Below are 23,879 nucleotides of genomic sequence, written 5' to 3'. Positions count from 1 at the left end.
CGGTGGCCGCCACTCTCAGATGAGGGCCATCGCCATGTCGCCGGACGCCGCCGTTCAGAGCTTCGCCGACAGCTCCCTGATTTCGGTGTTGAGGAGGTGATCGTTCTCTGAGTAGTCCACCGGACAGTCGATCAGATGCACGCCCGGTGTGTCGCGGCAGTGCTCCAGCAATTCCTTGAGATGCGCTGCGCTTTCGACGCGGTAGCCCTCAGCGCCATAGCTCTGCGCGTACTTCACGAAATCGGGGTTGCCATAGGAGAGCCCGAAGTCGGCAAAGCCCATGTTCGCCTGCTTCCAGCGGATCATTCCGAATGCGTTGTCGTTGAGGATCAGCACAGTCAGGTTGAGCCCCAGCCGAACGGCGGTCTCCAGTTCCTGGCTATTCATCATGAAACCGCCGTCGCCGCAGACGGCAATGACCTTGCGGTCGGGATAGACCATGGCGCTCGCCATCGCGGACGGGAGCCCTGCGCCCATCGTCGCCAGCGCGTTGTCGAGCAGCACGGTGTTCGGCTTGCGGGCGCAATAGCCGCGCGCGAACCAGATCTTGTAGATCCCGTTGTCCAGGCACACGATCGCATCGTCCGGAAGCGCCTGTCGGACTTGCGACACGAGATGAGGCGGGAAGATCGGAAACCGCTCATCGCTGGCCAGCCTGGCCGTATGCTCGACTTCCGCCTGGCGATAGCGCAGCATGGTTTGGAAGTCCCACTTGGGCGAGGGTGTGATCGCTTCTTTCATCTGCCACATGGCATTGGCGATATCGCCGATCACCTCGACATGCGGGAAGTAGACGGGATCGACTTCGGCGGTTTTGGTCGAGACGTGGATGACTTTGCAATCGGTCCGGCTGCCGTCGTTGAGCATGAAGAACGGCGGCTTCTCGATCACGTCGTGACCGATGTTGACGATGCAGTCGGAGTCATCGATCGCCCGGTGCACGAAGTCTCCGGACGAGAGCGCCGCGCAGCCCAGAAAGCGGGGATGCCCCTCGTCAATTACGCCTTTGCCCAATTGCGTCGTGAGGAACGGGATTCCGGTCTTCTCGACGAACTCACCCAGCATCTTGCTGGTCATCTTGCGGTTTGCCCCGGCTCCCAGGACCAGCACGGGGCGCTTGGCCGCTTGCAGCGCCTCTACCGCCTGCACGATGGACTTCACGTCCGCCGTGGGCCGTCGCACGATGGAGCGGGGGATCGGGCGCGCCTCGGTGTGTTCGTCGGCGATATCCTCGGGCAGTTCGATGTGCGTGGCGCCCGGCTTCTCCTCCTCGGCGATACGGAAGGCTTCGCGCACGCGGCTGGGGATGTTGTCGGACGAGGCCACCTGATGCGCGTACTTGGTGATCGGCTGCATCATCGAGACCACGTTGAGGATCTGAAAGCGGCCCTGCTTGGATTTCTTGATCGGCTTCTGGCCCGTGATCATCAGCATCGGCATGCCGCCGAGCGTCGCATAGGCCGCGGCAGTGACGAAGTTCGTGGCACCCGGCCCTAGCGTAGACAGGCACACGCCGGCCTTGCCGGTATGGCGGCCGTAAGTGGCTGCCATGAAGCCAGCGCACTGTTCATGCCGGTTGAGGATCAGCTTGATCTGGCTCGACCGCGAAAGAGAATCGAGGAAGTCCAGGTTCTCTTCGCCCGGAACCCCGAAGACGTACTCCACGCCTTCTTGCTCCAGGCACTCGATGAAGACGTCCGAAGCCTTGCGCTTGTCGCTTTCTGCCACGCTTGATATCCCCTGAACCCGCCAGCCGCAGCTGACGCCCGCTTCTTGTGTCTCTGCAGGCAAAGGTAGTTGCCAGCAGGTGCCACGACTTAGCGGAACAGTAACGCGACGTTCAAGCCGCCACACAGCCGGGGCATTCAACCATCGCCGGGGAGGCGTTCATGCAAATCGCAGTTCTGACATTCGACGGGTTCAACGAACTGGATTCGTTCGTCGCGGCGGCCATTCTGAACCGCATGAAGGCACAGGGCTGGGCAGCGCACATCACGGCGCCGACGCCGCGGGTGACTTCGATGAACGGTGTCACCGTGGAACGCCAAAAGCCGCTGGAGTTTGCAGCCGACGCGGATGCCGTCCTGATCGGCAGTGGAATAAGGACGCAGGACATAGCAGCTGACAGGGATCTGATGTCGCAGATCCATCTCGACCCTGCGCGCCAACTGGTCGGCGCTCAATGCTCGGGCACGCTTCTGCTGGCAAAGCTGGGGCTGATCGGCAATCTGCCTGCCTGCACCGATCTCACCACGAAGCCGTGGGTGGTGGAGGCCGGCGTGGGCGTGATCGACGAACCTTTCGTGGCGCACGGGAACATCGCGACGGCAGGCGGTTGCCTGGCCTCCCAATATCTCGCGACCTGGATGATTGCGCGGGGCGCTTCGTTGCAGGATGCAAAGGACGCCATGCACTATGTCGCGCCAGTTGGCGAAAAGGAACTCTTCGTCAGCCGTGCAATTTCGGTCGTCGAACCGTTCCTTGACGGTGAAGCGCAATGGGCCTGGAGCGACGGCACCTTTCCGGACGATGACCTTGCGGGCGGGAACGCGGCAGAACCTTCATGAAACCGCACGCTTCGTGGCGCTTTAGCGCACGATGCTGTTCTTCCCATTGCTTGTGGGCGCCAAAGGTGGAAAGCGCGGGCTGATCGGCACGCGTTCGTATTCCAGCGCCGCTCGCTTCTACGGGTAATCTGCTCTGCCCGCAGGGCGGGTGATTCGCCCATCAAGTATCCTTCAGAGAAAGTCCGCAGTGACCGCCGAGCAGCTTGCACACATCATCGTCAGCAGTATCGACCGGCATGGATTGCGCGGGTTGATCTATGAGGCCAGCGGCATGGGGGATGTCGTGATGCACGGAAAAGTGGACATGCTTGCCGTTGCCAAAGACGTGCTGGCAGCCATGGAAAAGCCCTGAAGCGACGCTGTGAAGCTCCCGCCGCTCATTGACATGGGCAGCCGCGCTCACCCGTTTGTGGGGTCGCCTTCAGATGCCGCAAAGATGGTCAGCGCAGCGTGAAACGCGCGGGTTCGATCTTGAAGCCGGGCTTCTCGGAACGTCCGCGGAACAGGAATGAGTTCTGGGCCGTGATTGCGCCTCCCTCCTTCAGGGTGTCGCCGCCGTCGGCAGGAACCGAGTTGAAGTAGACGTCGCGCATGTCGGCGCCGCCGAAGCGCAGCTGCGTGATCGAACCGGCTGGGGTGTCGTAGCGTGCCAGTTCGCGGCCATCAGGAGCAAGCCGCGTGAAGTAGTTCGAACGAAAGCCCGTCACCCACAGGTTCCCGTCGGCGTCGAGAGACATGCCGTCGACGTCCTCCTTCTCAAGGAAACACTGCTTGTTGGAGATGCTGAAATCGTCCGCCACGTCGAAGGCCCAGGTGCAATGGAACGTATCGTTGCAGTAAAAGCGGCGGCGCTGGGGATCGAACATGATGCCGTTGGTGAACCCAAGTCCTTCCGCCAGTCTGGTCAGATCGCCCGACGCGCTCAGCCGATAGAGTTCGGTCGGGCGGGTTGGCTGGCCCTGAATGACCATTTCGATGTCATTGGTGCCGAAGAAGATGCCGCCCTCGCCGTCAGGTACCATCTCGTTGATGCCGTTGATCGGTTTGCCGCCGATGCTGTCGATCAGCCAGCCTGACTTTCCGCTCTCCGGATCGTTCCACATGATCCCGCCTTCACCGCTGGAGAGCACCGCGCCGTCGACGTTCATCATCACGCCGCCGGTCCACATCCGATCGGGATTGAACGAGGTCACCTTGGTGCCATCGGGTTTCACGCCGTGGATGCCGCCGGCGATCACGTCGCTATACCAGATCACGTCGCGCTGATGGTCGACGGCCAGACCTTCGAGGTAGATACCGGACGCGACCTTGGTGAAGGTGTCGGCGATGGCTTCAGTCATGTCACTCTCCCGAGGCGACATGCTCCTTAGGGCTGCCGCGTGCTGTCCCGTAAAGCGGCTTTGCGCTTTTCATTCGTCAGAATGTTAGCAAGGCAGGGCGCTGTCAAGATGCTGGTCCGCCTACCCGCCATGGGACCGCGCAGTCGGCGTGGGGCTGCCAGGGTCAGGCGGCTTTCGCAGGTGCTGGTCTCGAACGCGCAGAATTACGCACGGACGTGAAAGCCTGCCGCAAATCTGAAACGGCCTGCTGTTGCGCCGCGAAGCGTCGAACGAGCATAGTTCTCACAAAGGCTCGCCATTGTGCGCGAGCTCCAGGAACAGCCTGCTGACGAGATGCAGGCGTCCAGGTGATGAGGATGTTGCGATGAATGTCGAAGCCGCAAAGCCCGGCGAGTGGATGAACCGTGCCAGCCTGATGTCGGAGGTCGACTTCAGCGCCTGGGACATGCGAATCCCGACCGACCGCTACAGCTGTGAGGATTACGCAGAGCGCGAGCTCGCACAGCTGTGGATGAAAGTCTGGCAGATTGCCGGACGCGCGGAAGAGATCCCCAATATCGGCGACTGGAAAGTCCACAAGATCCAGGACCAGTCATTCCTGCTCGTGCGGGGCAAGGATGGACAAGTGCGGGGCTTCGTAAACGCCTGCCGCCATCGCGGGAACAGGCTCTGCGAAGGCAAGGGGAACGGCTCACGCTTTACCTGCCGCTATCATAACTGGACATACGGCCTTGACGGCAAGGCGCTCGCCATCGCGCATCCGGACTACGACGGTCCTCTGGAAGAGTTCGTTGCGCCCAAGCAGGAGCTGGGCTTGATCCCGGTCTCGGTAGAATGCTTCGCGGGCTTCATTTTCCTGAACCCCGACCGCGATGCGCCTCCGTTGGCCACGTTCCTGGGCGATGCCAAGGATGTGCTCGCTGCCTATCGCATGGACGAGTGGGTGGCTGTCGGCATCAACGTGCGCGAGGAGATGGCCTGCAACTGGAAGGTGGTGATGGACGCCTTCGGCGAATCCTACCACATTCAGGGTGTCCATCCCGAGTTGCTGGGCCTGTCCGACACGTCGCGAGAGCGTTTCGAGGTCTTCGGAGATCACTGCGTGGCCACGGTCCCGTTCGGCAAGGTCTGCGATGACGCCGAACAGGAGCGGCAGGACATCCTGAACGTCCCGACCGAGCAGTTCCCGCTCTACGCAGAGGTTTTGCCGCGCTTTGCAGAGGTGATCGAGACTTACCGCGATGCAGACGGGAAGCTGGTCATGCCCGCCGGGTTGACGCCCAAGACACTGTTCCAGCGCGCGATCCGGGAGCAGCTGACCGGCAAGGGTTATGACGTGAGCGGCCTGACCGACACGCAGATGACGGACTACCAGTACTGGCTGTTCTTCCCCAACGTGTTCATCCAGGTCTGTGCCGGGGATGCGACCGTGATCGTCAACGAGCCCCATCCGAGCGGCGACCACAACCGCTGCGTGTGGCACGTCATGTTTCTGCAATGGGTGCCGGAGAGCGAGCGGGCGGCAAAGACCGAACCGGTCAAGACCATGCCGGCGGGAGAGCACTATCCCTATCACTGGGTCCTGCAGCAGGACTTTGACCAGATGCCGATACAGCAGGATGGCCTGCGCAACCGTCTCTACACGGAGATGCTCCTCACCAGGAGCGAGCCGCGTGTCGCGCACTTCCATGCGGCTCTGGATCGCTGGGTGCAGCGGGTGGCCGTCTGACATCAGGAACACACGGGAGATTGTGGATGCCGTTTACCGGACCGCGCGAAGATAAAGAAGCGATACGCGAACTCTATGCCACTTACTCGGATGCGAGTGCCTGCGCCGATCCTGAGGCATTTGTCGCCTGCTTTGCCGAGGATGCGCAGTGGAATACGCACGTATTCACCCGGCAGGGCAGGGCCGAGCTGCGCGAGCAGTGGGACCAGCTCTGGGTCGCGTTCGACAAAGTCGGCTTCCTGACCGAGATCGGCTCCATCGAGGTGCAAGGAGATCGAGCGACCTGCCGCTGCGTCGCGCGTGAGATCATCCGGCTGAAAACAGGCGGACTGTACAAGTTGGTGGGCCAGTATCGTGACGAGCTGGTCAAGAACAACGGCAGTTGGGTCTTCGCGCGGCGCGACTATCAACCCATTGCCGAGGAGACGCCCTGACAGAAATCTCTGAAGGGGTGCCGGATTGCCCGCTTCGTTTCGTCCGCGCGAGTAGAGGCGTGCATTGCCGCTGCAACGGGCGTACTGTGGTATGGCAAGGCCCCTTATCCAGCGTGAAGTAGCCATCATGCGCGTGCTCATCGAAAAGGAAGTTCCGCTTGCAGGCGGCTCCATCGTAATCGGAGCCACCGAGTGGATAGCGCCGGCAGCCTGGGTCTGTCCGGCAGAGAGCTATGTCGTCTGTCAGCGCATCTCCGAAGGGCATTCCGCGCTTCGGCTCGTGACTGAGAGCGTGCGCAACCTTGAGGTATATCCGCAGGTGCGCTCGCTGGGCTTCATGCCGTCCACCCGTGCCATCACGATGTATCCCATCGAACGGCCGCTGCGCACGTTGAACTGCTTTTTCGACAAGGCTTTGTTCGAGGAGGCGACTCAGATCGATGCGAACGGCTGGTACGACCGTGCAGGGTCTTTTCTGACACTGTCGAGTCCGGCGGTCGAGAAGATGATGACGACCATCCACCGCGAGCTGATCGACCCCGGCTTCGGCTCGGAACAGATGATCGAGGCCGCGAGCACGATGATTGCCATCGAAATGGCACGGCTGGGGCAGATGCACGGCGGGGCGCATCCTTCGGCGCCGTCCGCTCACGGTCTTGCGCCATGGCAGCTGCGTCGCATCCGCGAACGCCTGGATGCAGCGCTGGAACAGGGCTATCCTTCAATCCAGGAGCTGGCGGCGATTTGCGGCATCAGCCGCGGGCACCTCATGCGCATGTTCAAGGTGTCTACGGGAGAGGCGCTGCAGCGCTTCATCACGCTGGAAAGGCTTGGCAAGGCGCGTCGCATGCTGGCTGAGGACCGCCTTAGCGTGAAGGAAATCGCGGCCGTCTTGCACTTCTGCAACACAGCGCACTTCAGCAATGCGTTCCGACGTGCAGAGGGGATCACGCCTTCCGAATACCGCATGCGATCGCGCGCGGGCCTCTGTCATATCGACGGATATACCGCTTCCTCGAAGATCCACTGATATCGTGGCAGCGGGCGTGCCGCATTTGCACGCCATGGTGAAACGCCGGCACGAACCTGCAACCCGGGAGCGTTGCGGCGCGGTGCCTGATCCTGCACCCACTGTCTCACAAACAGATAAGAGCTTCCGATCGACCGCCATTCCGGGCGTTCGGAGCGCGACGTGGGAGAGAGCTGAAGATGCTGCGGAATTTGCCCGAGAGCTGGGACGCTGAATACGACGTTGTCGCCATCGGCTCGGGCGCGGGCGGCTTGTGCGCCGCGATCACAGCGCATGACCTGGGGTCGACGGCACTGGTGGTCGAGAAATCGGAGCAGGTTGGCGGTGTGACTGCCCTTTCCATGGGAGAGGTCTGGGTCGCCGGCAATCACCTCGCCGAGGCGGCAGGGATCGAGGACAGCGTCGACGAGGGCTATCGCTACCTCCAGACCCTCTCCATGGGTTACGGCAGCGACCTTGCCGTCCTCAACCTCGTGATCCACGCAAGACACGCCCTGAAGTTCTTCGAGGACCGGATCGGCTTGAAGATGGAGGTCATCAAGGGCTGTCCCGACTACTACTACAAGGCCAACGATCACGGCGTGGCAGAGGGGCGGATGCTTGAAGCGATCCCCTTCGATGGCGCCTCGCTCGGCGAGTGGCAGGACAGGACCAGACTGTCCCCGCAAATGCCCTATGGCATGACGCACGCGGACATCTTCGATGCGGGCGGCACTGCCAACATGATGAAGTGGGACTTCGCTAAGATGGGCGAACGCCTCACCAGCGACCAGCGCTGCCTCGGTCCGGGGCTTGCCGCCTATTTCGTGAAGGGCGCGCTCGACCGAGGCATTCCGCTGTGGACCGGCGCTTCGGCTGAGGAACTGATCTCGGACGGTGAGCGGGTGGTCGGTGTCCGGGTCAGGCGGGAAGGGCGCGACGTGTTCGTCAAGGCGCGCAAGGGCGTTGTGGTGGCGGTGAGTTCGTACGAGCGGCGGCAGGACTATAACCGGACCCTGGGCATGCAGCTGGATCTGGGATCGATGGTGTTCTCCAGCGTCGATGGCGCGAACTTCCGGCTTGCCGGTCCGCTGGGCGCGCGCATCGCGAAAGTGCCCGATATAACCTCGCTGGGCTTCACCGTGCCCGGCGAGGAGGACGAGGAGGGGGCGCCGCTCTGGCGCACGGCGCTGGCCGCGCTGGGCCTGCCGCACACCATCGTCGTCAACCGCAAGGGCAAACGCTTCGGCAATGAATCGTTCTACCGCTCGTTCTACTACGAGGTGGACCGCATCGACGGTGGCGACCAGACGCACCCCAACTTCCCATGCTGGGCGGTGCTCGACAGCCAGGCGCGGGAGAAATACCCGTTCGTCTCGATCACACCGGGACAGGACTGGCCCGAAGGCTTCGGCGCCGTGGCACCCACGCTTGAAGAACTGGCGCAGAAGATCGGCGTTGACGCCGCAGGGCTGCGCGAGACGGTCGCTACCTTCAATCGTCACGCCGAGCGTGGCGAAGACCCGGAGTTTGGCCGCGGCACCCATCCTTGGAGCCTGTGGATGGCGGGCGATCCGAACCACAAGCCGAACGGCAACTTGGGGCCGCTGGAGAAGGGTCCGTTCTATGCTGTCGAGCTCAAGCGCATGGGCGGCACGGCAATCCCGTCGACAGGCCTGCTGACCGACTACCAGATGCGGGTGGTCGGCTGGGACGACAAGCCGATCGAGGGGCTCTATGCCGCCGGTAACTCGGTCGCGCGCATGGAAACGGGCGCGGTCATGCAAAGCGGCGTTTCGAACGCGCGGGGCATGACGTACGGCTGGCTCGCCGCGCGCCACGCTTGCGGCGACCCAAGCCGCCTGCTGGAGCAGGAAGCGGAGCGGCTTCGCACGGAGCTTGTCCCGGCATGATCGAGACCAGGCAGACCGTCCCCGTCGACGCGCCGATCGAGGCGGCCTGGGAATACGTGAAGACCATTCCCAACTGGGCGAGCCTGATGCCCGGACTGCAGAGCTGTGAGCTCTTGAGCGAGGATGACTCGCGCTGGGTGCTGAAAGTCGGAGTCGGCGCACTGGTAAGGACGGTGAAGGTCGACGTTCACGTCGATCAGTGGGATGGACCCGAGCGGGTGTTCTTCACCTTCAAGCTGCAGGGCGACCCGGTCATTGGCCGAGGCTCGTATCATGCGGTCTCCACGAGTGACACTGCTAGCGAGATGACACTCGCCCTTCAGGTGGAAGGCACCGGGCCCATGGCTCCGATGTGGGAGGCGATGGGCGGTCCGCTATTGCCGAAGTTCGCGCTCGCTTTCGGGCGCCAGCTGGCGGAGGGGATCGAGCACGCAAGCGGCGACGCCCAGCGGGCTCAGCAGGCCCGGCCACAGCAGCCGGTCCGGCAGGCCCAGCCTTCACTGATCGCGCGGCTACTGGCCCCGCTGCAAAAGCTCTGGCGCAGGTTATCGGCTGGTGGCGCGGGCTAGTGGGAGCGCATCGAACGCTTCGCTTGAAAGACGGATTGCAAGCGCGTACGCATGCTAACATAGTGACGAATGACCGCTGGTGCGTGCCGCTCCCATCCGTCTGGGACGGCCTTGCCGGGAAGGTCAGTCGCAGGGTTGAGCGGCCTGGAGAAACAGCTCGGGGATAGTGGACCCGCAAAGGGCAAGGGAGATCGGGATGAAGTTCGGCATCATCATCAACCGCAAGCTTATCGATCGCAATTCGTCCAATCCGTACCAGAAGCTCTACCGTTACGTGGAGGAGATGGAGGATCTCGGGTACGATCTGGGTTGGTGCGGGCAGCACCGGTTCTCCGACAAGACCGCGTTCGGCGGAGATTCCGCATCCGAGCCTTCCGCGCCGCTGACGATGCTCGCGCCCTTGATGGCACGCACCAGCCGGATGGAATTCGCGACCAACATCATGCTGGTGCCTGCACACCATCCCGTCGAGCTCGCCGAGGAGATCAACACGCTCCAGGAAATCTCGAACAACCGCTTCATCCTGGGGGCAGGCATCGGGTACAAGCCCGACGAGTTCGAGAATGTGGGTTGGCGCTTCAAGAGCCGGGCGAGCCGCCTGGAAGAGTGCATCGCGATCCTGCGTCTCGCGCTCGCGGGCGGTGAGTTCTCGTTCGAAGGCAAGCACTTCCAGCTTGAGAACATCACCGTGACACCGCCCCCGCTGCCGTCGATCGAAACCCGGATCTGGATCGGCGCGGTCAGCGAGCCGGCCATGCAGCGCGCGGCGCGGATTGCCGATGGCTGGGAGGCGAGCTTCGCGGATCACATGCTCGATCTGGCGGAGAAGGTGGGCCGCTACCGCACCATGGCAAAGGAGCATGGCCGACCGTCGACTCTCGCCCTGATGCGCGACGTGCATGTCGTGCCCAGTCGCGACAAGATCGATCCGAACTTCCTGACCAATGTCATCCAGGTCTGGCAGGCTTACGGTGATCTTGGCGCGATGCCCGATCGCGATGCAGAATCCAGCGAAGTGGTGTTCGGTGGCAAGGCCGTCAACCTCGAGGAATTCGCGCCGCATCGTGCGGTTGTTGGAACGCCCGACGACTGTATTCGCGAGCTGGAAAGCATCCGCGACCTGACTGACCCGGAGTACCTTTTCATCACTCCGACCGGCGTGCCCGATCCCGACCAGCAGATCGAGGAACTGCGCCTGTTCGCCAAGGAAGTCATGCCGCACTTCCGCAAGGACCGGGCTCGGCCCGCAAGCGGCACGGCAAGCGTCTCGTCTTTGTCCGCCGCGGCGCCGTAACGCCGGACATCTCCGCGCCAGGCAACGGGAAGAGGATAACGGAACATGGCCGGCAGGCTTGAGGGTAAGGTCATCATAGTCGCGGGTGCGGGCGGTATCGGGTCCGGCATCGCGAACTATCTGGCCGATGAGGGCGCCACGATCGTCGTCGGCGACATCAATGGGGATGGTGCGGAGCGCGTGGCACAAGAGATCGTCAGCCGTGGCGGCACGGCTGTGGCGACGGCACTCGACGGCGCGGACGAGGCTTCTGCGGCGGAGATCGTGGCACTTGCCGTTTCCCGCTTTGGCGGCCTTGATGGCATTCACATCAATTTCGCCAGCCTCGACATAGCCAGGCCCAATGGCAAGCCTACCGACGTGCTGGGTCAGGATCTGGACGACTATGACGCGGCGATGCGCGTGAACGCGCGCGGCTATCTGGTCTGCACGCGCGCAGCCATTCCCGCCCTGGTGCGGCGCGGTGGTGGATCGATCGTCTACACGGCGACGAACTCGATCTACAACGGAGCGGCTGATCTCATGGGCTATGCCATGAGCAAGGCGCCTATCCTTCCGCTGATGCGGCACGTCGCGACGCGGCATGGAGCGGAGGGCATTCGTGCGAACGCCATCTCGCCGGGGTTGATCGTTCATGCCGATCTGGAGGCAGTGCTCTCCGAAGAGCATCTGACCGGCTATGCCAACGCGGCCCCGGTCAAGCGGCTGGGCCGTCCGCGGCATATCGCGGCGGTCAGCGCATTGCTCATGTCCGACGATGGGGACTTCATAACCGGTCAGGTGATCGCCGTAGATGGTGGTGCATTCATGCGTCCCTGAAGGCTGGCGCGCTGATCACGGGTGTCCCTCCTCTGTGGCGCCGCTCAAGCGAAGAACGGCACGAGGTCAGATCCAGCGAAGCGGGAGTATCCACGATGACCGATGCAGCGGTTCAGTCCCTCCTCGACGAGGACGCAATCAAACGGTTGCATCTGCGCTATTGCCGCGGCGTTGACCGCATGGACTGGGATCTGATCCGGTCCTGCTACCACCCGGATGCGGTCGACGATCATGGCGAATACGTCGGTGGCATCGACGGCTTCATCGCATACGCCAAGGCCAACCTGCCCAGCTTTGCCTCGACCAACCACTGCGTCTGCAATCAGCTCGTCGAGGTGCGCGGGGACACTGCGTTCGCAGAGCATTACGCGATCGCGTACCACCGCCTGCCGCCTGAGGGTGGGGAGCCGGAGAGGGACTGGATAGCCAACGTGCGTTATGTCGACCGGCTGGAGCGCAGGAACGGCGAGTGGCGCATCGCTCACCGCCGCTCAATCGTCGATGCGGACCGCGTCGAGGTTGTCAGGCAGGGGCTGGTGCCGCCGGACCAGATGCGCGGAAGTCGCGATCGGAGTGACCCTTCGTACGAGCGGTGACTGCGGAGTTCGCGGCTCGGGCTCTCAAGCAATCCTGACGGTCCGCCGCGGCCAAGACACGTCCGCGGACACATTCCGCGCATGCCCCATGGCGGAACCTTAGCAAGGCCCGGTCATTCTTTCAGATCGTTGGCTTTCAGATCGTTGGGCGGCGCCGGCCGCTTTCTCATCACTCAGGCTTTCTCATTACTCAGAAGGTAGGTTCGGTCATGCGTCAGCTATCGGATGGCTTTTGGAACCTGCGTGGCAAGTTCAAGATCGCCGGTGTGATCGACATCGGCACCCAGATGTCTGTGGCGCGCCGGGCGAACGGCCGGTTTATCATCCTCGACAGCTATTCCGCAGATGGCGCTGACCGAGAGCAGTTGCTGTCACTGACCGACGGCGGGCGCAAGGTTGACGCCATCATCAACGTGCACCCCTTCCACACTTTGCATTGCCGGGCCTTCCATGGCCTCTTTCCCGAGGCGCGCCTGATCGGGACGCGGCGGCACCGCGATAAACTGCCCGATCTGCCGTGGGAGCAGGGCGTCATCGAGGACGCGGCGGTGCAGGCGGAGTTCGAAGAGGACTTCGCGTTCTCCGTACCGCGAGGCGTGGACTTCATCTGCCCGGATGAGAGCGTGCACGTCGCGTCGGTTCTTGTCCGCCATCGCGCAAGCGGCATCGTCCACGTGGATGACACCATCAACGTGTTCCAGCCGCCCCGCCTGCTGCGCGCGATCCTGCCTCAGCCGAAGCTGCGTTTTCACCCCATGCTGGCCAAGGCGCTCCAGAACCGCCCTGGCGCCGCCGATGAGTACGCAGCCTGGGCACGCCTATTGGCCGAGGAATGGTCGGACACCCGCATCGTCTGCGCCGCGCACTCGGCCATCCGCACCTTGCCGCAGGGGGGATGGAGAGCGGAGCTTCTCAGCGCGCTCGACGCTGTTGAAAAGACCCTGAAAGCGCACCGCGCAGCGCATCGCTGAATCTACGACACGCACACATCATGCGAGAACGGAGACATTCTTGACCGACACCAGCATTCTGTATCAGCCCTTGCGTGCAGGCGCCCTGGAACTGCCCAACCGCGTCCTCATGGCACCGCTCACCCGTAACCGGGCTGAGCCCGACGGCAGGCCGAAGCCTCTCAGCGCGACATACTACCGGCAGCGTGCCTCGGCTGGACTGATCGTTTCGGAGGCCACGCAGGTCTCGGCCATGGGCAAGGGCTATATCGACACGCCCGGCATCTATACCCGCGATCATGTGGAGGCCTGGAAGCCGATCGTCGAAGCTGTTCATGCGGCAGGCGGGCGGATCGTCTGCCAGCTATGGCACGTGGGCCGGATCAGCCATGTCTCGCTTTTGCCGGACGGTGCGCAGCCAGTCTCCGCCAGTGCCATCCGGGCCGATGCGATGACCTTCACGCGCGAGGGCTTTTCGGCCACTTCCGAGCCGGTGGCCCTGGATGCCGATGGCATCGCGCGCACCCTCGACGAATTCGAGAACGCCGCCGGCTGTGCGAAGGAAGCCGGCTTCGATGGCGTCGAAGTACACGGCGCGAACGGTTACCTGCTTGACCAGTTCATCCAGGACGGATCGAACCGGAGGGATGATGACTACGGCGGTCCGGTGGAAAACCGCCTGCGACTGCTGCGCGAGGCGATCGAGCGCGCGTGCGCCGTGTTCGAACCCGGCCGGGTAGGAGTGCGCCTGTCGCCGCTCGGCCAAGCCAACGACATGCGCGACAGCGATCCCGAGGGGACGTTCAGCGCCGCTTACCGGATGCTGTCGGGGCGCGGGCTGGCCTATCTTCACGTGATCGGTCAGTTCGTGAAGGAGAGCAGTGCTGACGAACGCGCCTTGCTGAACAGGCTGCGCCCGTTGTTCGACGGGGCGTACATCGGCAACGGGTCTTACGATGGCGCATCGGCGGCAGCTGACGTCAGCAAGGGGGTGGCAGATGCCATCAGTTTCGGGCGTCCCTTCATTTCCAACCCGGACCTTCCTGAACGCCTGCGTATCGGCGCATCTCTCAACGAACCGGATCAGTCGACGTTCTACGGTGGCGGAGCCGAAGGCTTCACGGATTACCAGCCCCTGCCGTTCGACCATTGAGGCCGCTCGCGGCGGCTCTGAACGGGGCCGCCGCAAGGACGGGCAATTGCGGGCCGATAGTGGAGCGTTTAAGGGCCGCTTTAGGCCCGGTTAACGGTCAGATAAGGCCGCGGGCCATCCAGAGATCGTTGCTCTGCGCGGGCTCGCCCTCGTCCGTTCCGCTCGTAAGATATCCAAACGCCTGATCCTGTGAGAGGAACACCTGCCCGCCGAGGTCGGAGAGGAAGGACGATCGCTCCAGCCGATCCATGACCGGTCCCTTCACTTCTGAAAGGTGCAGCCTGACGCCTGCGTCCAGCAAGCGATGGTTGATGGCTTCCAGGCTCTCGAGCGCCGAGGCATCTATCGAGTTCACCGCCGAGCACATGAGCACAAGGTGCCTGGCTCGCGGGTGTTCCGCCACGGCTTCGGAGACGAACTCCTCCAGCCAGCGCGCGTTGAGGTAAGTCAGGCTCTCATCAATCCGGATGGTCAGGATATTCGGATCGGTGATCACCTTGTGGCGCTTCACGTTGCGGAAGTGCCCTGTCTCGGGCACCCGCCCGACGATCGCGGCATGGGGTCTCGCCGCGCGCCACAGGTACAGGGCGAGGCTCAGCGCGACACCGGCAATTACGCCCGGTTCCACTCCGACAAGCAGGGTCGTTGCGATTGTCACCGCCATCGCAGCGAAGTCCGCTCGCGAATACCGCCAGATCATGCGTGGGGTCCGAAGATCGATGAGGCTGAGAACGGCAACGATGATGGTTGCGGACAAAGTTGCAATGGGCAAGGAGCGAAGCAGCGGCGTCAGGAACAGGGCGGCGACTGCAATGCCAACGGCGGTGAATGCCCCTGCGGCCGGTGTTCGGGCTCCGGCGTCGAAATTCACCACGGACCGTGCGAAGCCCCCGGTCACAGGGTAGCCGCCGGACAGGGAGGCGGCGATGTTGGCGGCGCCCAGGCCGATAAGCTCCTGATCGGGATCGATCCGCTGTCGCCTCTTGGCCGCGAGAGTCTGGGCGACGGAGACGGACTCCACAAAGCCGATGATCGAGAGGATGAGCGCAGGGATGGCAAGTTGCCGCCACAAGTCTGCGTCGAATGCAGGGCTCGTAAACGGCGGCAGACTTTGCGGGATATCACCGACGACTTTGACGCCTCGCTCCTCCAGATCGAGCAGGACAACGGCCAGGGTCGCCGCTGCGACGACGGCGATCGGGCCCGCCTTGGCGATGAGATCCGCTGCGCGCGGTTGCAACCCGGTGGCGGTCAGAACTGGCTTCAGGCCCTTGCGAGTCCAGAAAAGGAAGGCAATCGACACAATCCCGATCAGCAGGGTGGGCAGGTTCGTGTGCCGCAGGTTGGCAAAAAGCGTGCTGGCAAGTTCAGGAATCGCCTCGCCAGCGGCAGGAATTCCGAAAATCCCCTTCAACTGGCTGGTGGCGATGATGATCCCCGACGCGGTGATGAACCCCGAGACCACGGGATGGGACAGCAGGTTGGCAAGGAAGCCCAGCTTCAGGATGCCCATGAGCAACAGGATCAGCCCCGAGAGCAAGGCAAGCACGAGTGCGGCTGCGATGTATTCGGCACTGCCCGGCGCGGCGACGCTGCTCGCCGCGGTCAACGTCATCAGTGAGATGACCGCCACCGGACCGACCGCGAGCGTCCGGCTGGTGCCGAACAGGGCATAGGCAATGATCGGGATGGTCGAAGCGTAGAGGCCCACTTGCGGCGGCAGCCCGGCCAGCATCGCATAGGCAAGGTTCTGCGGGATCAGCATGACCGTCACGATGGCCGCGGCCACCAGATCGTTCGTCAACGTTTCCCGGCTATAGCCGCGCCCCCAATCGAGGATCGGGACGTAGCGGGCGAGGTGCTTCATGGACGCCCTGCCACTTGTCCGATCAGTCCAGGTTCAAACGGTCGCGCAGGGACGACAGGTCGTACCCGGCGTCGGCCGCAGTGTGGATCAGATCCTCGGCGGAGCGGGCGTCCTTGTTGCTGAGGGCCCACAGCGTTGCCGAACGTGTTCCAGTTCGGCAGAACGCGACAACCGGAGCCGGCATCTGCTCCAGAGCCTGCGCAAACCGGGCGATATCGCCGTTTGTGATCGCACCGGGACGGACCGGAATATGTCGCGCCTCCATCCCTGCCGCGCGGGCGGCGTGCTCGATTTCCGTCCAACTGGGCTGGCCGTCTTCCTCACCGTCAGGCCGATTGCTGACGACCGAGCGAAAGCCTGCATCCGCAAGTTCTTGCAAATCGTCCGGGTCGATCTGCGGCATGACAGAGAGGCGGTCCGACAGGCGCTTTGGCTGTATCATGATCTGGAGACCTTTCGTTCCATCGTGATTTTCTGCAGCAACATGCCCGCGAGCATGGCGGCAACGAAGGGAAGGGCGGCGGAGGGCGCCAGCGCCAGCGAGGCGATCGCAGGGCCAGGACACAGTCCGGCGATGCCCCAGCCGATGCCGAACACAGCGGCGCCGATCAGAAGGCGTGGATCAAGATCGGTGCGGTCGGGCAGAGAGAAGGTGTCACCGAAAACCGGCTTCATCATGCGGGCCTGCATTCGCCAGGCAACAGCCATGACCACAATGGCGCCGATCATGACGAAGGCCAGCGTCGGGTCCCAGGCGCCGAAGACGTCCAGAAATCCGCGGACGCGCTGCGGGTTCGTCATCCCCGATACGGTCAGCCCCATTCCGAACAGCAATCCGGAGGCAAGCGGCGGCAGAAGTTTACGCACCAAGGACATATCAGCCTCCGAGCAGGGACATGACGGAAACGCTCGCAATGCCGGTCGCCATGAAGGTGGCAGTGGCGAGCAGCGAGCGTTGTGAAAGGCGGCTGACACCGCACACGCCATGGCCGCTGGTGCAGCCGCTGCCGAGGCGAGTGCCGAAACCCACCGCAAGACCGGCCAGAACAAGGGTAGGCCAGCCGGCAAACCTGGCCGGCTCCCAGTCCGTTGCGAAGCGGATCGCCAGAGCGCCAAGTGGCAGCCCAACGAGAAACCCCCACGCGCTCGTCCGCGCCATGCCGCCCGAGGCGATGCCGGTGCCGCGCGCAAGAATGCCGGAGACCCCTGCAATCCGCCCGGCACCCAGCAACATGAGCGCGGCTGCAAGGCCGATCAGCACGCCGCCGACCAAGCCGTGCAGCGGGGCCGCGTCAGGAAAGCCCGGCAGCGTCACAGCACGTTCACCGGAACCTTGAGGTAGGAATGACCGTCCTCTTCCGGAGGCGGCAAATGGCCACCGCGCATATTGACCTGGATCGAAGGCAGGATCAGGCGCGGCATGTCCAGCGTCGCATCGCGCTGCGTGCGCATCTCGACAAACTGATCCTCGCTGACGTCCTCATGCAGGTGCACGTTCGCGGTCCGCTCGGCCAGCATCGTGGTTTCCCAGACGAAGGTATCGCGATTGGGTGCCTTGTAGTCGTGGCAGAGGAATACGCGCGTCTGGTCCGGCAGGCGCATCAGGCGCCGGACCGAGCGATAAAGCTTGCGAGCGTCACCGCCGGGAAAGTCGGCGCGTGCGGAGCCGTAGTCCGGCATGAACATCGTATCGCCGATGAACGCCGCATCGCCCACAAGGTAGGCCATGTCAGCCGGCGTGTGTCCGGGAACATGGAGCGCGATCAGCGGGATTTCGCCGATCATCAGAGTCTCGCCATCCTCCAGCAGGCGGTCGAATTGCGATCCGTCGCGGGCGAACTCGGTGCCCTCGTTGAAGATCTTGCCGAATACACCCTGCACGGTCACGATCTCGCGCCCGATCGCAAGCTTCCCGCCGAGCTGTTCCTGCAGGTAAGGCGCAGCCGAAAGGTGATCGGCATGGGCATGCGTTTCCAGGATCCAGTCGATCGTCAGGCCCTGTTCGCGCACATAGGCAATGATCGCGTCTGCGGACTCGAAGCTGGTCCGGCCGGAGGGCTGATCAAAGTCCCACACGCTGTCGATGATCGCCGCACGCCTGGTAGCGTCGTCGCTTACGACGTAGGTCGCGGTGAACGTCGGCTCATGGAAGAAGGCTTTGACGTGAGGCGCACGAAGCTGGCCTGCCAGAACGGCATTCACCTGCTCGGCAGCTCTTTCGATATTCTCATCGCGGATCATGCGCTTTCTCCATTCTTGGCGTCCGGCGTCGGCAGTTCGCCGAGTTCGGGGCAGAAGATCTGATGCAACACGGCCAAGACCTGCCCGGCCTTGGGGTCGCACACGCGGTAGAACACGGACTGCGCCTCCTTGCGTGTCGCCACGAGGCCCTCCTCCCGCAGCTTCGCCAGGTGCTGCGACAGCGCCGACTGGCTCAGCCCGACTTGCTCCGTGAGCGCTCCTGCCGACAGCTCTCCCGCCTCTGCCAGCAGGCAAAGGACAAGGAGGCGTGTCTCATTGGCCATGACCTTGAGAAGCCCCGCAGCTTCGCTCGCCTGGCGAAAGAAGCGTGACTGAGGAACTTCGGCATTGCTCACATCGACTCTCCATTAGGTATCACTAATTTAGTAATGTCTAATATGGAGTCAAGGGTGGGGTGAGACTTCTCTGATCGCGTTGACGCCTGATCGTCAGGGCAGGGGGTGCTCACGCTTGGCGCGGGCCAGGACCTCTCCTGGCGAGCCTGTCGCCTCGATCCGATGCCACGCGCTCAGGTCGCCCAGCTCGTACTCGAGCTGGCGCTCCACCACGGGCGCGTCGGCATCGGAGGCGTCGCCCGTTCGCGCACTCACCCTGCTTCGTAGCAGTTCGACCGGCGCTTCGAGCCATAGCCCGACGAAGGGCACGCCTGCCTCGGTCGCGGCCGCTGTCATCGCGTTGCGCTCTGCCTCGGCGGCGAATACGCCATCGGCGATGACGCTTGTCCCGCCTGCCAGTATCTCACGGGCTTTTGTGGCGAGCCGGTCATAGACCTTCTCGCTCTGCTCTTTCGTGTAGGCTTCAGGCGAAAGCCGCGTCTCGGGAGATACGCCCGCCATGCGCTTGCGCAGCACGTCGGTTCTGAGCCAGCGCGCGCCGGGAGGATCGCCCAGTTCAGCGGCAAGTGCGCCCGCGAGCGTTGATTTGCCCGTGCCGCTAAGCCCACCGATGACGGTGAGTTGCGGCTTGCTGCGGTCAAGGAACCCCATCGCCGCAGCCAGATATGCGCGGGCGGTCCGCGCTTCCGCTTCGCGCCGCTCGCCACGATCGTGCCGCTCTGCCGCGCTCGCATGGACATGAGCCCGCACCGCTGCGCGCATCGACAGGAACAGGGGCAGCGCTGGCAGTCCATCGTCTTCTTCGCGCATGTCGCAGTAGCGGTTGAACAGAGGCGATGCTTCGGCGTGCAGCCCGCGGTGCCACAAGTCCATCAACAGGAAGGCGAGGTCGTAGAGCACGTCCGTAGTCGCGAGAGCGGCATCAAACTCCAGGCAATCGAAAAGCGTTGGCCGCTCCTGCCACAGGCAGATGTTGGCAAGGTGCAGATCGCCATGACAATGCCTGACGTGCCCCGTCTCCGCGCGTCGGTCGAGCAGGGGTGAAAGGCGGTCCACGTCATCAAGGCTGCGCCGATGGAGCCGCTCACAGTCCTCCATCGGCAGCAGCCCCTCCGCCAGCGCCGTCATGCTGGTCAAGTTCCCGTCCAACACAGCGCGCACGCGGTCCGAGCCGTTTCCGTCAGCCACTTCCGCCATGTCATGAAAGGTGGCGATCTGGTCGGCAAGATCTCGGACCAGTTCTGGCCCTAGCGGTCCCTTGTCCGCCATCTTGGCCAGCAGGCACTCAGGGGCAAAGCGCCTCATCACCACCAGCCAGTCGATCGCCTCGCCCGTATCCAGCGCAAGCGTTCCGTCTGCCTGTCTGCCGACACTGCACACGCCGAGATAAATATCCGGCGCGGTGCGGCGGTTCAGTGCGACTTCCGCCTCGCAAACAGCCTTGCGCTTGTTTGCGGTTGAGAAGTCCAGATAGGGATACCGAACTGCTCGCTTGAGCTTGTAGGCGCGGTCCCCGGCAAGAAAGATGATGGCAGCGTGCGTATCGATCCGGTCGACGGAACCGGCAGCGCCAAAGCTGCCGGCCCGGGACAGAAAGGCGATCGTCTCGCCCTGGTCGTCGCAAGCGTTCACTGGAATGCGCCTCTTGTACCGCTGCCGCTATCTGCCATTCGCCGGACCTCCGCACGCAATCATGTCGTAACATGCTGTTCGACTGCGCAGATTGATCAGGATCATGGCAGACAGCACAGTTCAGGACAAACCGGGGGTACGCGGCAGGGGGGATGAAGTGACCGTACAGCCGACGATTGCCTTTCATGGAGCAGCAGGGATGAGGTCTCTGTTGGAGTGCACGTTTCTACCTGAAGCCCCTTGGAACTGGCAGGCGCCTCCTGTTACCCTACCGCGCTCCGACGACGGGTTCGACACTAACAACAGGATCGACCATGCGCGTGACAGTCTTCAGCACGAAATCCTATGACCGGAGCTTCCTCGATGAAGCGAACGCGGCGGCAGGCAGCCGCCACGAGATGCGTTATATCGAAGCTCGCCTTACCGAGGAGAGCGTGGCTCTCGCGGCAGGTGCCGACGCGGTCTGCGCCTTCGTGAACGATGTGCTGAGCGGCCCGGTTCTTGAGACGCTCGCGGGGGATGGAACCCGCCTCATCGCGCTGCGCAGCGCCGGTTTCAACCATGTCGATCTGGCCAGAGCCGCTGAGCTGGGTCTGAGTGTGGCGCGGGTTCCCGCCTATTCGCCTGACGCCGTTGCGGAACATACCGTCGCCTTGATCCTGTCGCTCAACCGCAAGATCCATCGCGCTTACGCCCGCGTGCGGGAGGGCAACTTTGCGCTTGAAGGTCTGCTCGGCTTCGATCTGTGCGGGCGAACGGCGGGCATCGTCGGCGCCGGTAAGATTGGCCTGGCGGTCGCGCGCATTCTGAAGGGCTTTGGCTGCCGGGTGCTTGTTCACGATCCTGCGCCTTCGCCGGAACTTTCCGTCATCGGGGCCGAAGAAGCCTCGTTGGAGGAGCTGCTTTCGCAATCCGATATTGTGACGCTGCATTGCCCCCTGACTCCGGAGACCCATCACCTAATCGACTGCAACGCCTTGGCGCGCATGAAGCGAGGCGTCATGCTCATCAATACGGGACGGGGCGCGCTGGTCGATACGGTCGCGCTGATCGATGGTCTCAAATCGGGAGCGATCGGGTACCTCGGCCTCGACGTCTACGAGGAGGAAGGCGATCTCTTCTTCGAGAACCTGTCCGACAAAGTCCTGCAGGACGACATCTTCGCGCGCCTGCTCACATTCCCGAACGTCCTCATCACCGGCCACCAGGCCTTCTTCACTGCCGAGGCGATGGCGGAAATTGCGAGAACGACGATCGAAAACCTGACGACGTTCGAAGGTACCGGCGTGCCTGCCAACCCCGTCGAACTGTCCGCCTGAACCGATGCAGATTGCGCTGGCGCTAGTTCCGATCGCGCTGCTGCTCGCCCTGTTGATCGGGGCTCGCTGGTCGGCTGCGTCAGCGGGCGCCGTCGCTGCCGGGGCGGCGATAGTGGTGACGGCCTTCTGGTTCGAATCTCCAACGATCTACACAATCGCAGGTCCGTTCCTGGAAGCGCTGTTCCAATCGGCGACCATCCTGTGGATCATCTTCCCGGCACTGTGCATCCACGAATTTCAGGTGCGCAACGGAGGCACCGCGCTGTTCGGGCGGGCACTCGCCGGGCTGAGCAACGATCCGCGCATGGTCGCCTTGCTGATCGCGTGGTTCTTCGTGTGCTTCCTGGAGGGCGCGGCCGGCTTCGGTACACCGATCGCCCTTGCCGCACCTCTGCTCGTCACCGCCGGCTTCAGTCCGCAGGTGGCGTTGCTGCTGGCCATCGTGGGCAATGCCGCGGCAGTGCCGTTCGGCGCGATCGGAACACCGATGGCGCCGCTGCTGGCAGAGACCGGGCTCGATCCGAATGCGCTGTCGCTTTCCGTTGCGCTGCTCAACGCCAGCGTAGGCTGGATCATGGTCTTGATGGTGGTAAGGATAGCCACGCCCGGGTCCGTTATTCCGTTCTGGAGTTCGCTTGGCTGGGCGCTGGGCGCGGCTGCACTGTTCTTCGTACCGTCCGCCTTGCTCGCCTGGACGACCGGCCCCGAATTGCCCTCCCTTGGCGCGGCGCTGATCGGGGGTGGCGCATTCGCTGTCTTTCTCTCCCGCTTGAGGGGAGGAGGCAGGGGAAGGGGCACGATCGAGGACCGGGCGCAGCTCCCGTCTTCCTCCGGCCTGCTTCGCGCTGCCCTGCCATATCTCGTGGTCGTCGGCCTGATCCTCATCACAAGGCTGGTGCCGCCACTCTCTCAAGCCCTTCGCGCGGTGGAGATCCACTGGTCGATGGAAGGCGGCTACGCAGGCTCGGTGGCGCCCCTTTACCATCCTGGCACCGTGCTGATGCTCGCGTTCCTTTTCAGCGGCATGCTTCAGCGAGAGACGCGGGTCCTGATCTCCGGTGCCGCGCGCGACGCGGCGCGACGGTTGCCGCGCGTCGCTCTGGCCTTGCTTGCGGTTCTCACGCTTGCGCGAACCATGGTCCATGCCGGCATGATCGAGCTTCTGGCCGCAGCCACTGCCCAGGCCTTCGGCAACGCCCTGCCCCTGGTCGCTCCGCTGTTGGGGACGCTGGGCGCCTTTGTGACCGGCTCCGGCACGGCATCGAACATTCTGCTGGGCGGGTTTCAGGCCAGTGCTGCAGAGCGAGCCGGCATTCTGCCGATGCTTGCCGCGGCAGCCCAGGCGGTTGGCGCGGCTGCGGGCAACCTGGTGGCACCCCACAACATCGTTGCCGGTGCTGCAACGGTGGGGCTGGTCGGGAAAGAGGGCGAAATCCTGCACCGCACTCTGCCGCTGGCCCTGCTTTATGCGGGTGCTGCCGGTGTGGTCAGCCTGTTCGCTTCCCTGGTGCTGTTTGGGACGGGCGCTCTTTCGTGACATAGTGCGCAAGGCGTTCACGGGGCCCTGGGGTGCAGAGCTTGTGCCGCCCGGCCGATGAGCCTTTGGAAGGGAGAGCATGATGTACAAGCACGTTCTGGTTGCGACGGACGGTTCGGATGTCGGGCAGAAGGGAGTCGATCACGGGGTCGACCTTGCACGCCAGCTAGGGGCCCAGGTTACCGTCCTTACGGTGACAGAGCCGTATCCGCTCTATGCCGGCGACGCCTTCGGCATGGTGCCCAGCGATACGATGATGACCAATCATGGCGCTGCCCAGGACGAGACGGCGAACGCGATCCTTGCGGCAGCCAGGGAATCGGCCAAAGCCGCCGGAGTTCAGGCGGAGCTGGTCCATGTGGCAGACGCGCAACCCGCCGAGGCCATCCTTCACGCGGCGCAGTCACGCAACTGCGATCTCATCGTCATGGGCTCGCACGGCCGCCGGGGAGTTGGCCGGCTCCTGCTGGGGAGCAAGGCCTGGGAGGTTGTGGCACATGGCCATGTGCCGGTCCTGGTGGTCCGATAAAGTCCCTGCAACTGTCCTCCTATAG

At 63.5% G+C, this 23,879-nt stretch carries 24 protein-coding genes; 15 read left to right on the top strand and 9 right to left on the bottom strand.

The window, feature by feature from the left end; all coding sequences use genetic code 11:
- Window positions 1–54: 54 nt before the first annotated feature.
- Window positions 55–1,728, bottom strand: a complete 1,674-nt coding sequence (locus ABUH87_RS15190) for an acetolactate synthase large subunit (RefSeq protein ID WP_367774937.1) — start codon at window positions 1,726–1,728, stop codon at window positions 55–57.
- A 161-nt stretch (window positions 1,729–1,889) separates the two neighbouring features.
- Between ABUH87_RS15190 and ABUH87_RS15185 the strand changes: the two genes are divergently transcribed.
- Complete coding sequence (locus tag ABUH87_RS15185) at window positions 1,890–2,567, top strand: DJ-1/PfpI family protein (protein ID WP_367774936.1); 678 nt, start codon at window positions 1,890–1,892, stop codon at window positions 2,565–2,567.
- A 187-nt stretch (window positions 2,568–2,754) separates the two neighbouring features.
- Window positions 2,755–2,919, top strand: coding sequence for a hypothetical protein (locus ABUH87_RS15180; protein ID WP_367774935.1), 165 nt, complete (start codon window positions 2,755–2,757; stop codon window positions 2,917–2,919).
- 88 nt (window positions 2,920–3,007) lie between these two features.
- Here the strand turns inward: ABUH87_RS15180 and ABUH87_RS15175 are convergent, their stop codons facing one another.
- Entirely contained in the window at window positions 3,008–3,907 is a 900-nt protein-coding gene (locus ABUH87_RS15175) for an SMP-30/gluconolactonase/LRE family protein (protein ID WP_367774934.1), read from the bottom strand.
- A gap of 364 nt (window positions 3,908–4,271) precedes the next feature.
- On the opposite strand from ABUH87_RS15175, the gene ABUH87_RS15170 reads away from it, so the two are divergent.
- From ABUH87_RS15170 to ABUH87_RS15125, 10 genes are all read left to right on the top strand, one after another.
- Window positions 4,272–5,636: an aromatic ring-hydroxylating oxygenase subunit alpha gene (locus ABUH87_RS15170; protein ID WP_367774933.1), complete on the top strand. Its 1,365-nt coding sequence runs from the start codon at window positions 4,272–4,274 to the stop codon at window positions 5,634–5,636.
- A 26-nt stretch (window positions 5,637–5,662) separates the two neighbouring features.
- Complete coding sequence (locus ABUH87_RS15165) at window positions 5,663–6,070, top strand: nuclear transport factor 2 family protein (RefSeq protein ID WP_367774932.1); 408 nt, start codon at window positions 5,663–5,665, stop codon at window positions 6,068–6,070.
- A gap of 91 nt (window positions 6,071–6,161) precedes the next feature.
- Entirely contained in the window at window positions 6,162–7,100 is a 939-nt protein-coding gene (locus ABUH87_RS15160) for a helix-turn-helix domain-containing protein (RefSeq protein ID WP_367774931.1), read from the top strand.
- Between the two features lie 179 nt (window positions 7,101–7,279).
- Window positions 7,280–8,992, top strand: coding sequence for an FAD-binding protein (locus ABUH87_RS15155; RefSeq protein ID WP_367774930.1), 1,713 nt, complete (start codon window positions 7,280–7,282; stop codon window positions 8,990–8,992).
- Window positions 8,989–9,561, top strand: a complete 573-nt coding sequence (locus ABUH87_RS15150; protein WP_367774928.1) for an SRPBCC family protein — start codon at window positions 8,989–8,991, stop codon at window positions 9,559–9,561. The genes ABUH87_RS15155 and ABUH87_RS15150 overlap by 4 nt, the downstream gene beginning before the upstream one ends.
- Window positions 9,562–9,757: 196 nt before the next feature.
- Window positions 9,758–10,855 (top strand): LLM class flavin-dependent oxidoreductase, encoded by a 1,098-nt coding sequence (locus ABUH87_RS15145; protein ID WP_367774927.1) that lies wholly within the window; start codon window positions 9,758–9,760, stop codon window positions 10,853–10,855.
- Between the two features lie 45 nt (window positions 10,856–10,900).
- On the top strand, window positions 10,901–11,674 hold the full coding sequence (locus ABUH87_RS15140) for an SDR family NAD(P)-dependent oxidoreductase (RefSeq protein WP_367774925.1): 774 nt from the start codon (window positions 10,901–10,903) through the stop codon (window positions 11,672–11,674).
- Window positions 11,675–11,769: 95 nt separating this feature from the next.
- The gene (locus ABUH87_RS15135) at window positions 11,770–12,270 is read left to right on the top strand and encodes a nuclear transport factor 2 family protein (RefSeq protein WP_367774924.1); all 501 of its coding nucleotides are present in this window, start codon (window positions 11,770–11,772) and stop codon (window positions 12,268–12,270) included.
- A 209-nt stretch (window positions 12,271–12,479) separates the two neighbouring features.
- The gene (locus tag ABUH87_RS15130; RefSeq protein WP_367774923.1) at window positions 12,480–13,241 is read left to right on the top strand and encodes a hypothetical protein; all 762 of its coding nucleotides are present in this window, start codon (window positions 12,480–12,482) and stop codon (window positions 13,239–13,241) included.
- 40 nt (window positions 13,242–13,281) lie between these two features.
- Complete coding sequence (locus tag ABUH87_RS15125; RefSeq protein WP_367774922.1) at window positions 13,282–14,373, top strand: alkene reductase; 1,092 nt, start codon at window positions 13,282–13,284, stop codon at window positions 14,371–14,373.
- A gap of 97 nt (window positions 14,374–14,470) precedes the next feature.
- Here ABUH87_RS15125 and ABUH87_RS15120 read toward each other — a convergent pair whose 3' ends face one another.
- The 7 genes from ABUH87_RS15120 to ABUH87_RS15090 all read right to left on the bottom strand — a co-directional run bounded on the left by ABUH87_RS15120 (window position 14,471) and on the right by ABUH87_RS15090 (window position 20,469).
- Window positions 14,471–16,240, bottom strand: a complete 1,770-nt coding sequence (locus tag ABUH87_RS15120) for a SulP family inorganic anion transporter (RefSeq protein ID WP_367774921.1) — start codon at window positions 16,238–16,240, stop codon at window positions 14,471–14,473.
- A gap of 22 nt (window positions 16,241–16,262) precedes the next feature.
- Window positions 16,263–16,682, bottom strand: a complete 420-nt coding sequence (locus tag ABUH87_RS15115; protein WP_367774920.1) for a protein tyrosine phosphatase family protein — start codon at window positions 16,680–16,682, stop codon at window positions 16,263–16,265.
- Window positions 16,679–17,116 (bottom strand): DUF6691 family protein, encoded by a 438-nt coding sequence (locus ABUH87_RS15110; RefSeq protein WP_367774919.1) that lies wholly within the window; start codon window positions 17,114–17,116, stop codon window positions 16,679–16,681. The genes ABUH87_RS15115 and ABUH87_RS15110 overlap by 4 nt, the downstream gene beginning before the upstream one ends.
- A gap of 1 nt (window position 17,117) precedes the next feature.
- Entirely contained in the window at window positions 17,118–17,555 is a 438-nt protein-coding gene (locus ABUH87_RS15105) for a YeeE/YedE family protein (protein WP_367774918.1), read from the bottom strand.
- Window positions 17,552–18,478, bottom strand: coding sequence for an MBL fold metallo-hydrolase (locus tag ABUH87_RS15100; protein WP_419956713.1), 927 nt, complete (start codon window positions 18,476–18,478; stop codon window positions 17,552–17,554). Before ABUH87_RS15100 ends, ABUH87_RS15105 begins: the two co-directional genes overlap by 4 nt.
- Window positions 18,478–18,837 (bottom strand): ArsR/SmtB family transcription factor, encoded by a 360-nt coding sequence (locus ABUH87_RS15095; protein ID WP_367774915.1) that lies wholly within the window; start codon window positions 18,835–18,837, stop codon window positions 18,478–18,480. Before ABUH87_RS15095 ends, ABUH87_RS15100 begins: the two co-directional genes overlap by 1 nt.
- Before the next feature lie 93 nt (window positions 18,838–18,930).
- On the bottom strand, window positions 18,931–20,469 hold the full coding sequence (locus tag ABUH87_RS15090) for a bifunctional aminoglycoside phosphotransferase/ATP-binding protein (protein WP_367774914.1): 1,539 nt from the start codon (window positions 20,467–20,469) through the stop codon (window positions 18,931–18,933).
- Between the two features lie 314 nt (window positions 20,470–20,783).
- On the opposite strand from ABUH87_RS15090, the gene ABUH87_RS15085 reads away from it, so the two are divergent.
- The 3 genes from ABUH87_RS15085 (at window position 20,784) to ABUH87_RS15075 (ending at window position 23,854) form a co-directional block, all read left to right on the top strand.
- Window positions 20,784–21,788 carry a 2-hydroxyacid dehydrogenase gene (locus ABUH87_RS15085; protein WP_367774913.1) on the top strand — a complete coding sequence of 335 codons (1,005 nt, stop codon included), beginning with the start codon at window positions 20,784–20,786 and terminating at the stop codon, window positions 21,786–21,788.
- Window positions 21,789–21,792: 4 nt separating this feature from the next.
- The gene (locus ABUH87_RS15080; RefSeq protein WP_367774912.1) at window positions 21,793–23,325 is read left to right on the top strand and encodes an L-lactate permease; all 1,533 of its coding nucleotides are present in this window, start codon (window positions 21,793–21,795) and stop codon (window positions 23,323–23,325) included.
- A gap of 79 nt (window positions 23,326–23,404) precedes the next feature.
- Window positions 23,405–23,854: a universal stress protein gene (locus ABUH87_RS15075; RefSeq protein ID WP_367774910.1), complete on the top strand. Its 450-nt coding sequence runs from the start codon at window positions 23,405–23,407 to the stop codon at window positions 23,852–23,854.
- Window positions 23,855–23,879 lie beyond the last annotated feature (25 nt).

The sequence above is a fragment of the Novosphingobium rhizovicinum genome (genome assembly GCF_040813635.1).
GTDB lineage: Bacteria > Pseudomonadota > Alphaproteobacteria > Sphingomonadales > Sphingomonadaceae > Novosphingobium > Novosphingobium rhizovicinum.
Note: the sequence above shows the minus strand (reverse complement) of the source record. Positions and strands in the feature narration are given on the sequence as shown.

Coding starts and splice junctions, on each gene's coding strand:
- ABUH87_RS15175 (WP_367774934.1), bottom strand. CDS start 3,907: ATGACTGAAGCCATCGCCGACACCTTCACCAAGGTCGCGTCCGGTATC.
- ABUH87_RS15145 (WP_367774927.1), top strand. CDS start 9,758: ATGAAGTTCGGCATCATCATCAACCGCAAGCTTATCGATCGCAATTCG.
- ABUH87_RS15160 (WP_367774931.1), top strand. CDS start 6,162: ATGGCAAGGCCCCTTATCCAGCGTGAAGTAGCCATCATGCGCGTGCTC.
- ABUH87_RS15150 (WP_367774928.1), top strand. CDS start 8,989: ATGATCGAGACCAGGCAGACCGTCCCCGTCGACGCGCCGATCGAGGCG.
- ABUH87_RS15165 (WP_367774932.1), top strand. CDS start 5,663: ATGCCGTTTACCGGACCGCGCGAAGATAAAGAAGCGATACGCGAACTC.
- ABUH87_RS15115 (WP_367774920.1), bottom strand. CDS start 16,682: ATGATACAGCCAAAGCGCCTGTCGGACCGCCTCTCTGTCATGCCGCAG.
- ABUH87_RS15170 (WP_367774933.1), top strand. CDS start 4,272: ATGAATGTCGAAGCCGCAAAGCCCGGCGAGTGGATGAACCGTGCCAGC.
- ABUH87_RS15110 (WP_367774919.1), bottom strand. CDS start 17,116: ATGTCCTTGGTGCGTAAACTTCTGCCGCCGCTTGCCTCCGGATTGCTG.
- ABUH87_RS15155 (WP_367774930.1), top strand. CDS start 7,280: ATGCTGCGGAATTTGCCCGAGAGCTGGGACGCTGAATACGACGTTGTC.
- ABUH87_RS15185 (WP_367774936.1), top strand. CDS start 1,890: ATGCAAATCGCAGTTCTGACATTCGACGGGTTCAACGAACTGGATTCG.
- ABUH87_RS15080 (WP_367774912.1), top strand. CDS start 21,793: ATGCAGATTGCGCTGGCGCTAGTTCCGATCGCGCTGCTGCTCGCCCTG.
- ABUH87_RS15120 (WP_367774921.1), bottom strand. CDS start 16,240: ATGAAGCACCTCGCCCGCTACGTCCCGATCCTCGATTGGGGGCGCGGC.
- ABUH87_RS15140 (WP_367774925.1), top strand. CDS start 10,901: ATGGCCGGCAGGCTTGAGGGTAAGGTCATCATAGTCGCGGGTGCGGGC.
- ABUH87_RS15130 (WP_367774923.1), top strand. CDS start 12,480: ATGCGTCAGCTATCGGATGGCTTTTGGAACCTGCGTGGCAAGTTCAAG.
- ABUH87_RS15085 (WP_367774913.1), top strand. CDS start 20,784: ATGCGCGTGACAGTCTTCAGCACGAAATCCTATGACCGGAGCTTCCTC.
- ABUH87_RS15135 (WP_367774924.1), top strand. CDS start 11,770: ATGACCGATGCAGCGGTTCAGTCCCTCCTCGACGAGGACGCAATCAAA.
- ABUH87_RS15075 (WP_367774910.1), top strand. CDS start 23,405: ATGATGTACAAGCACGTTCTGGTTGCGACGGACGGTTCGGATGTCGGG.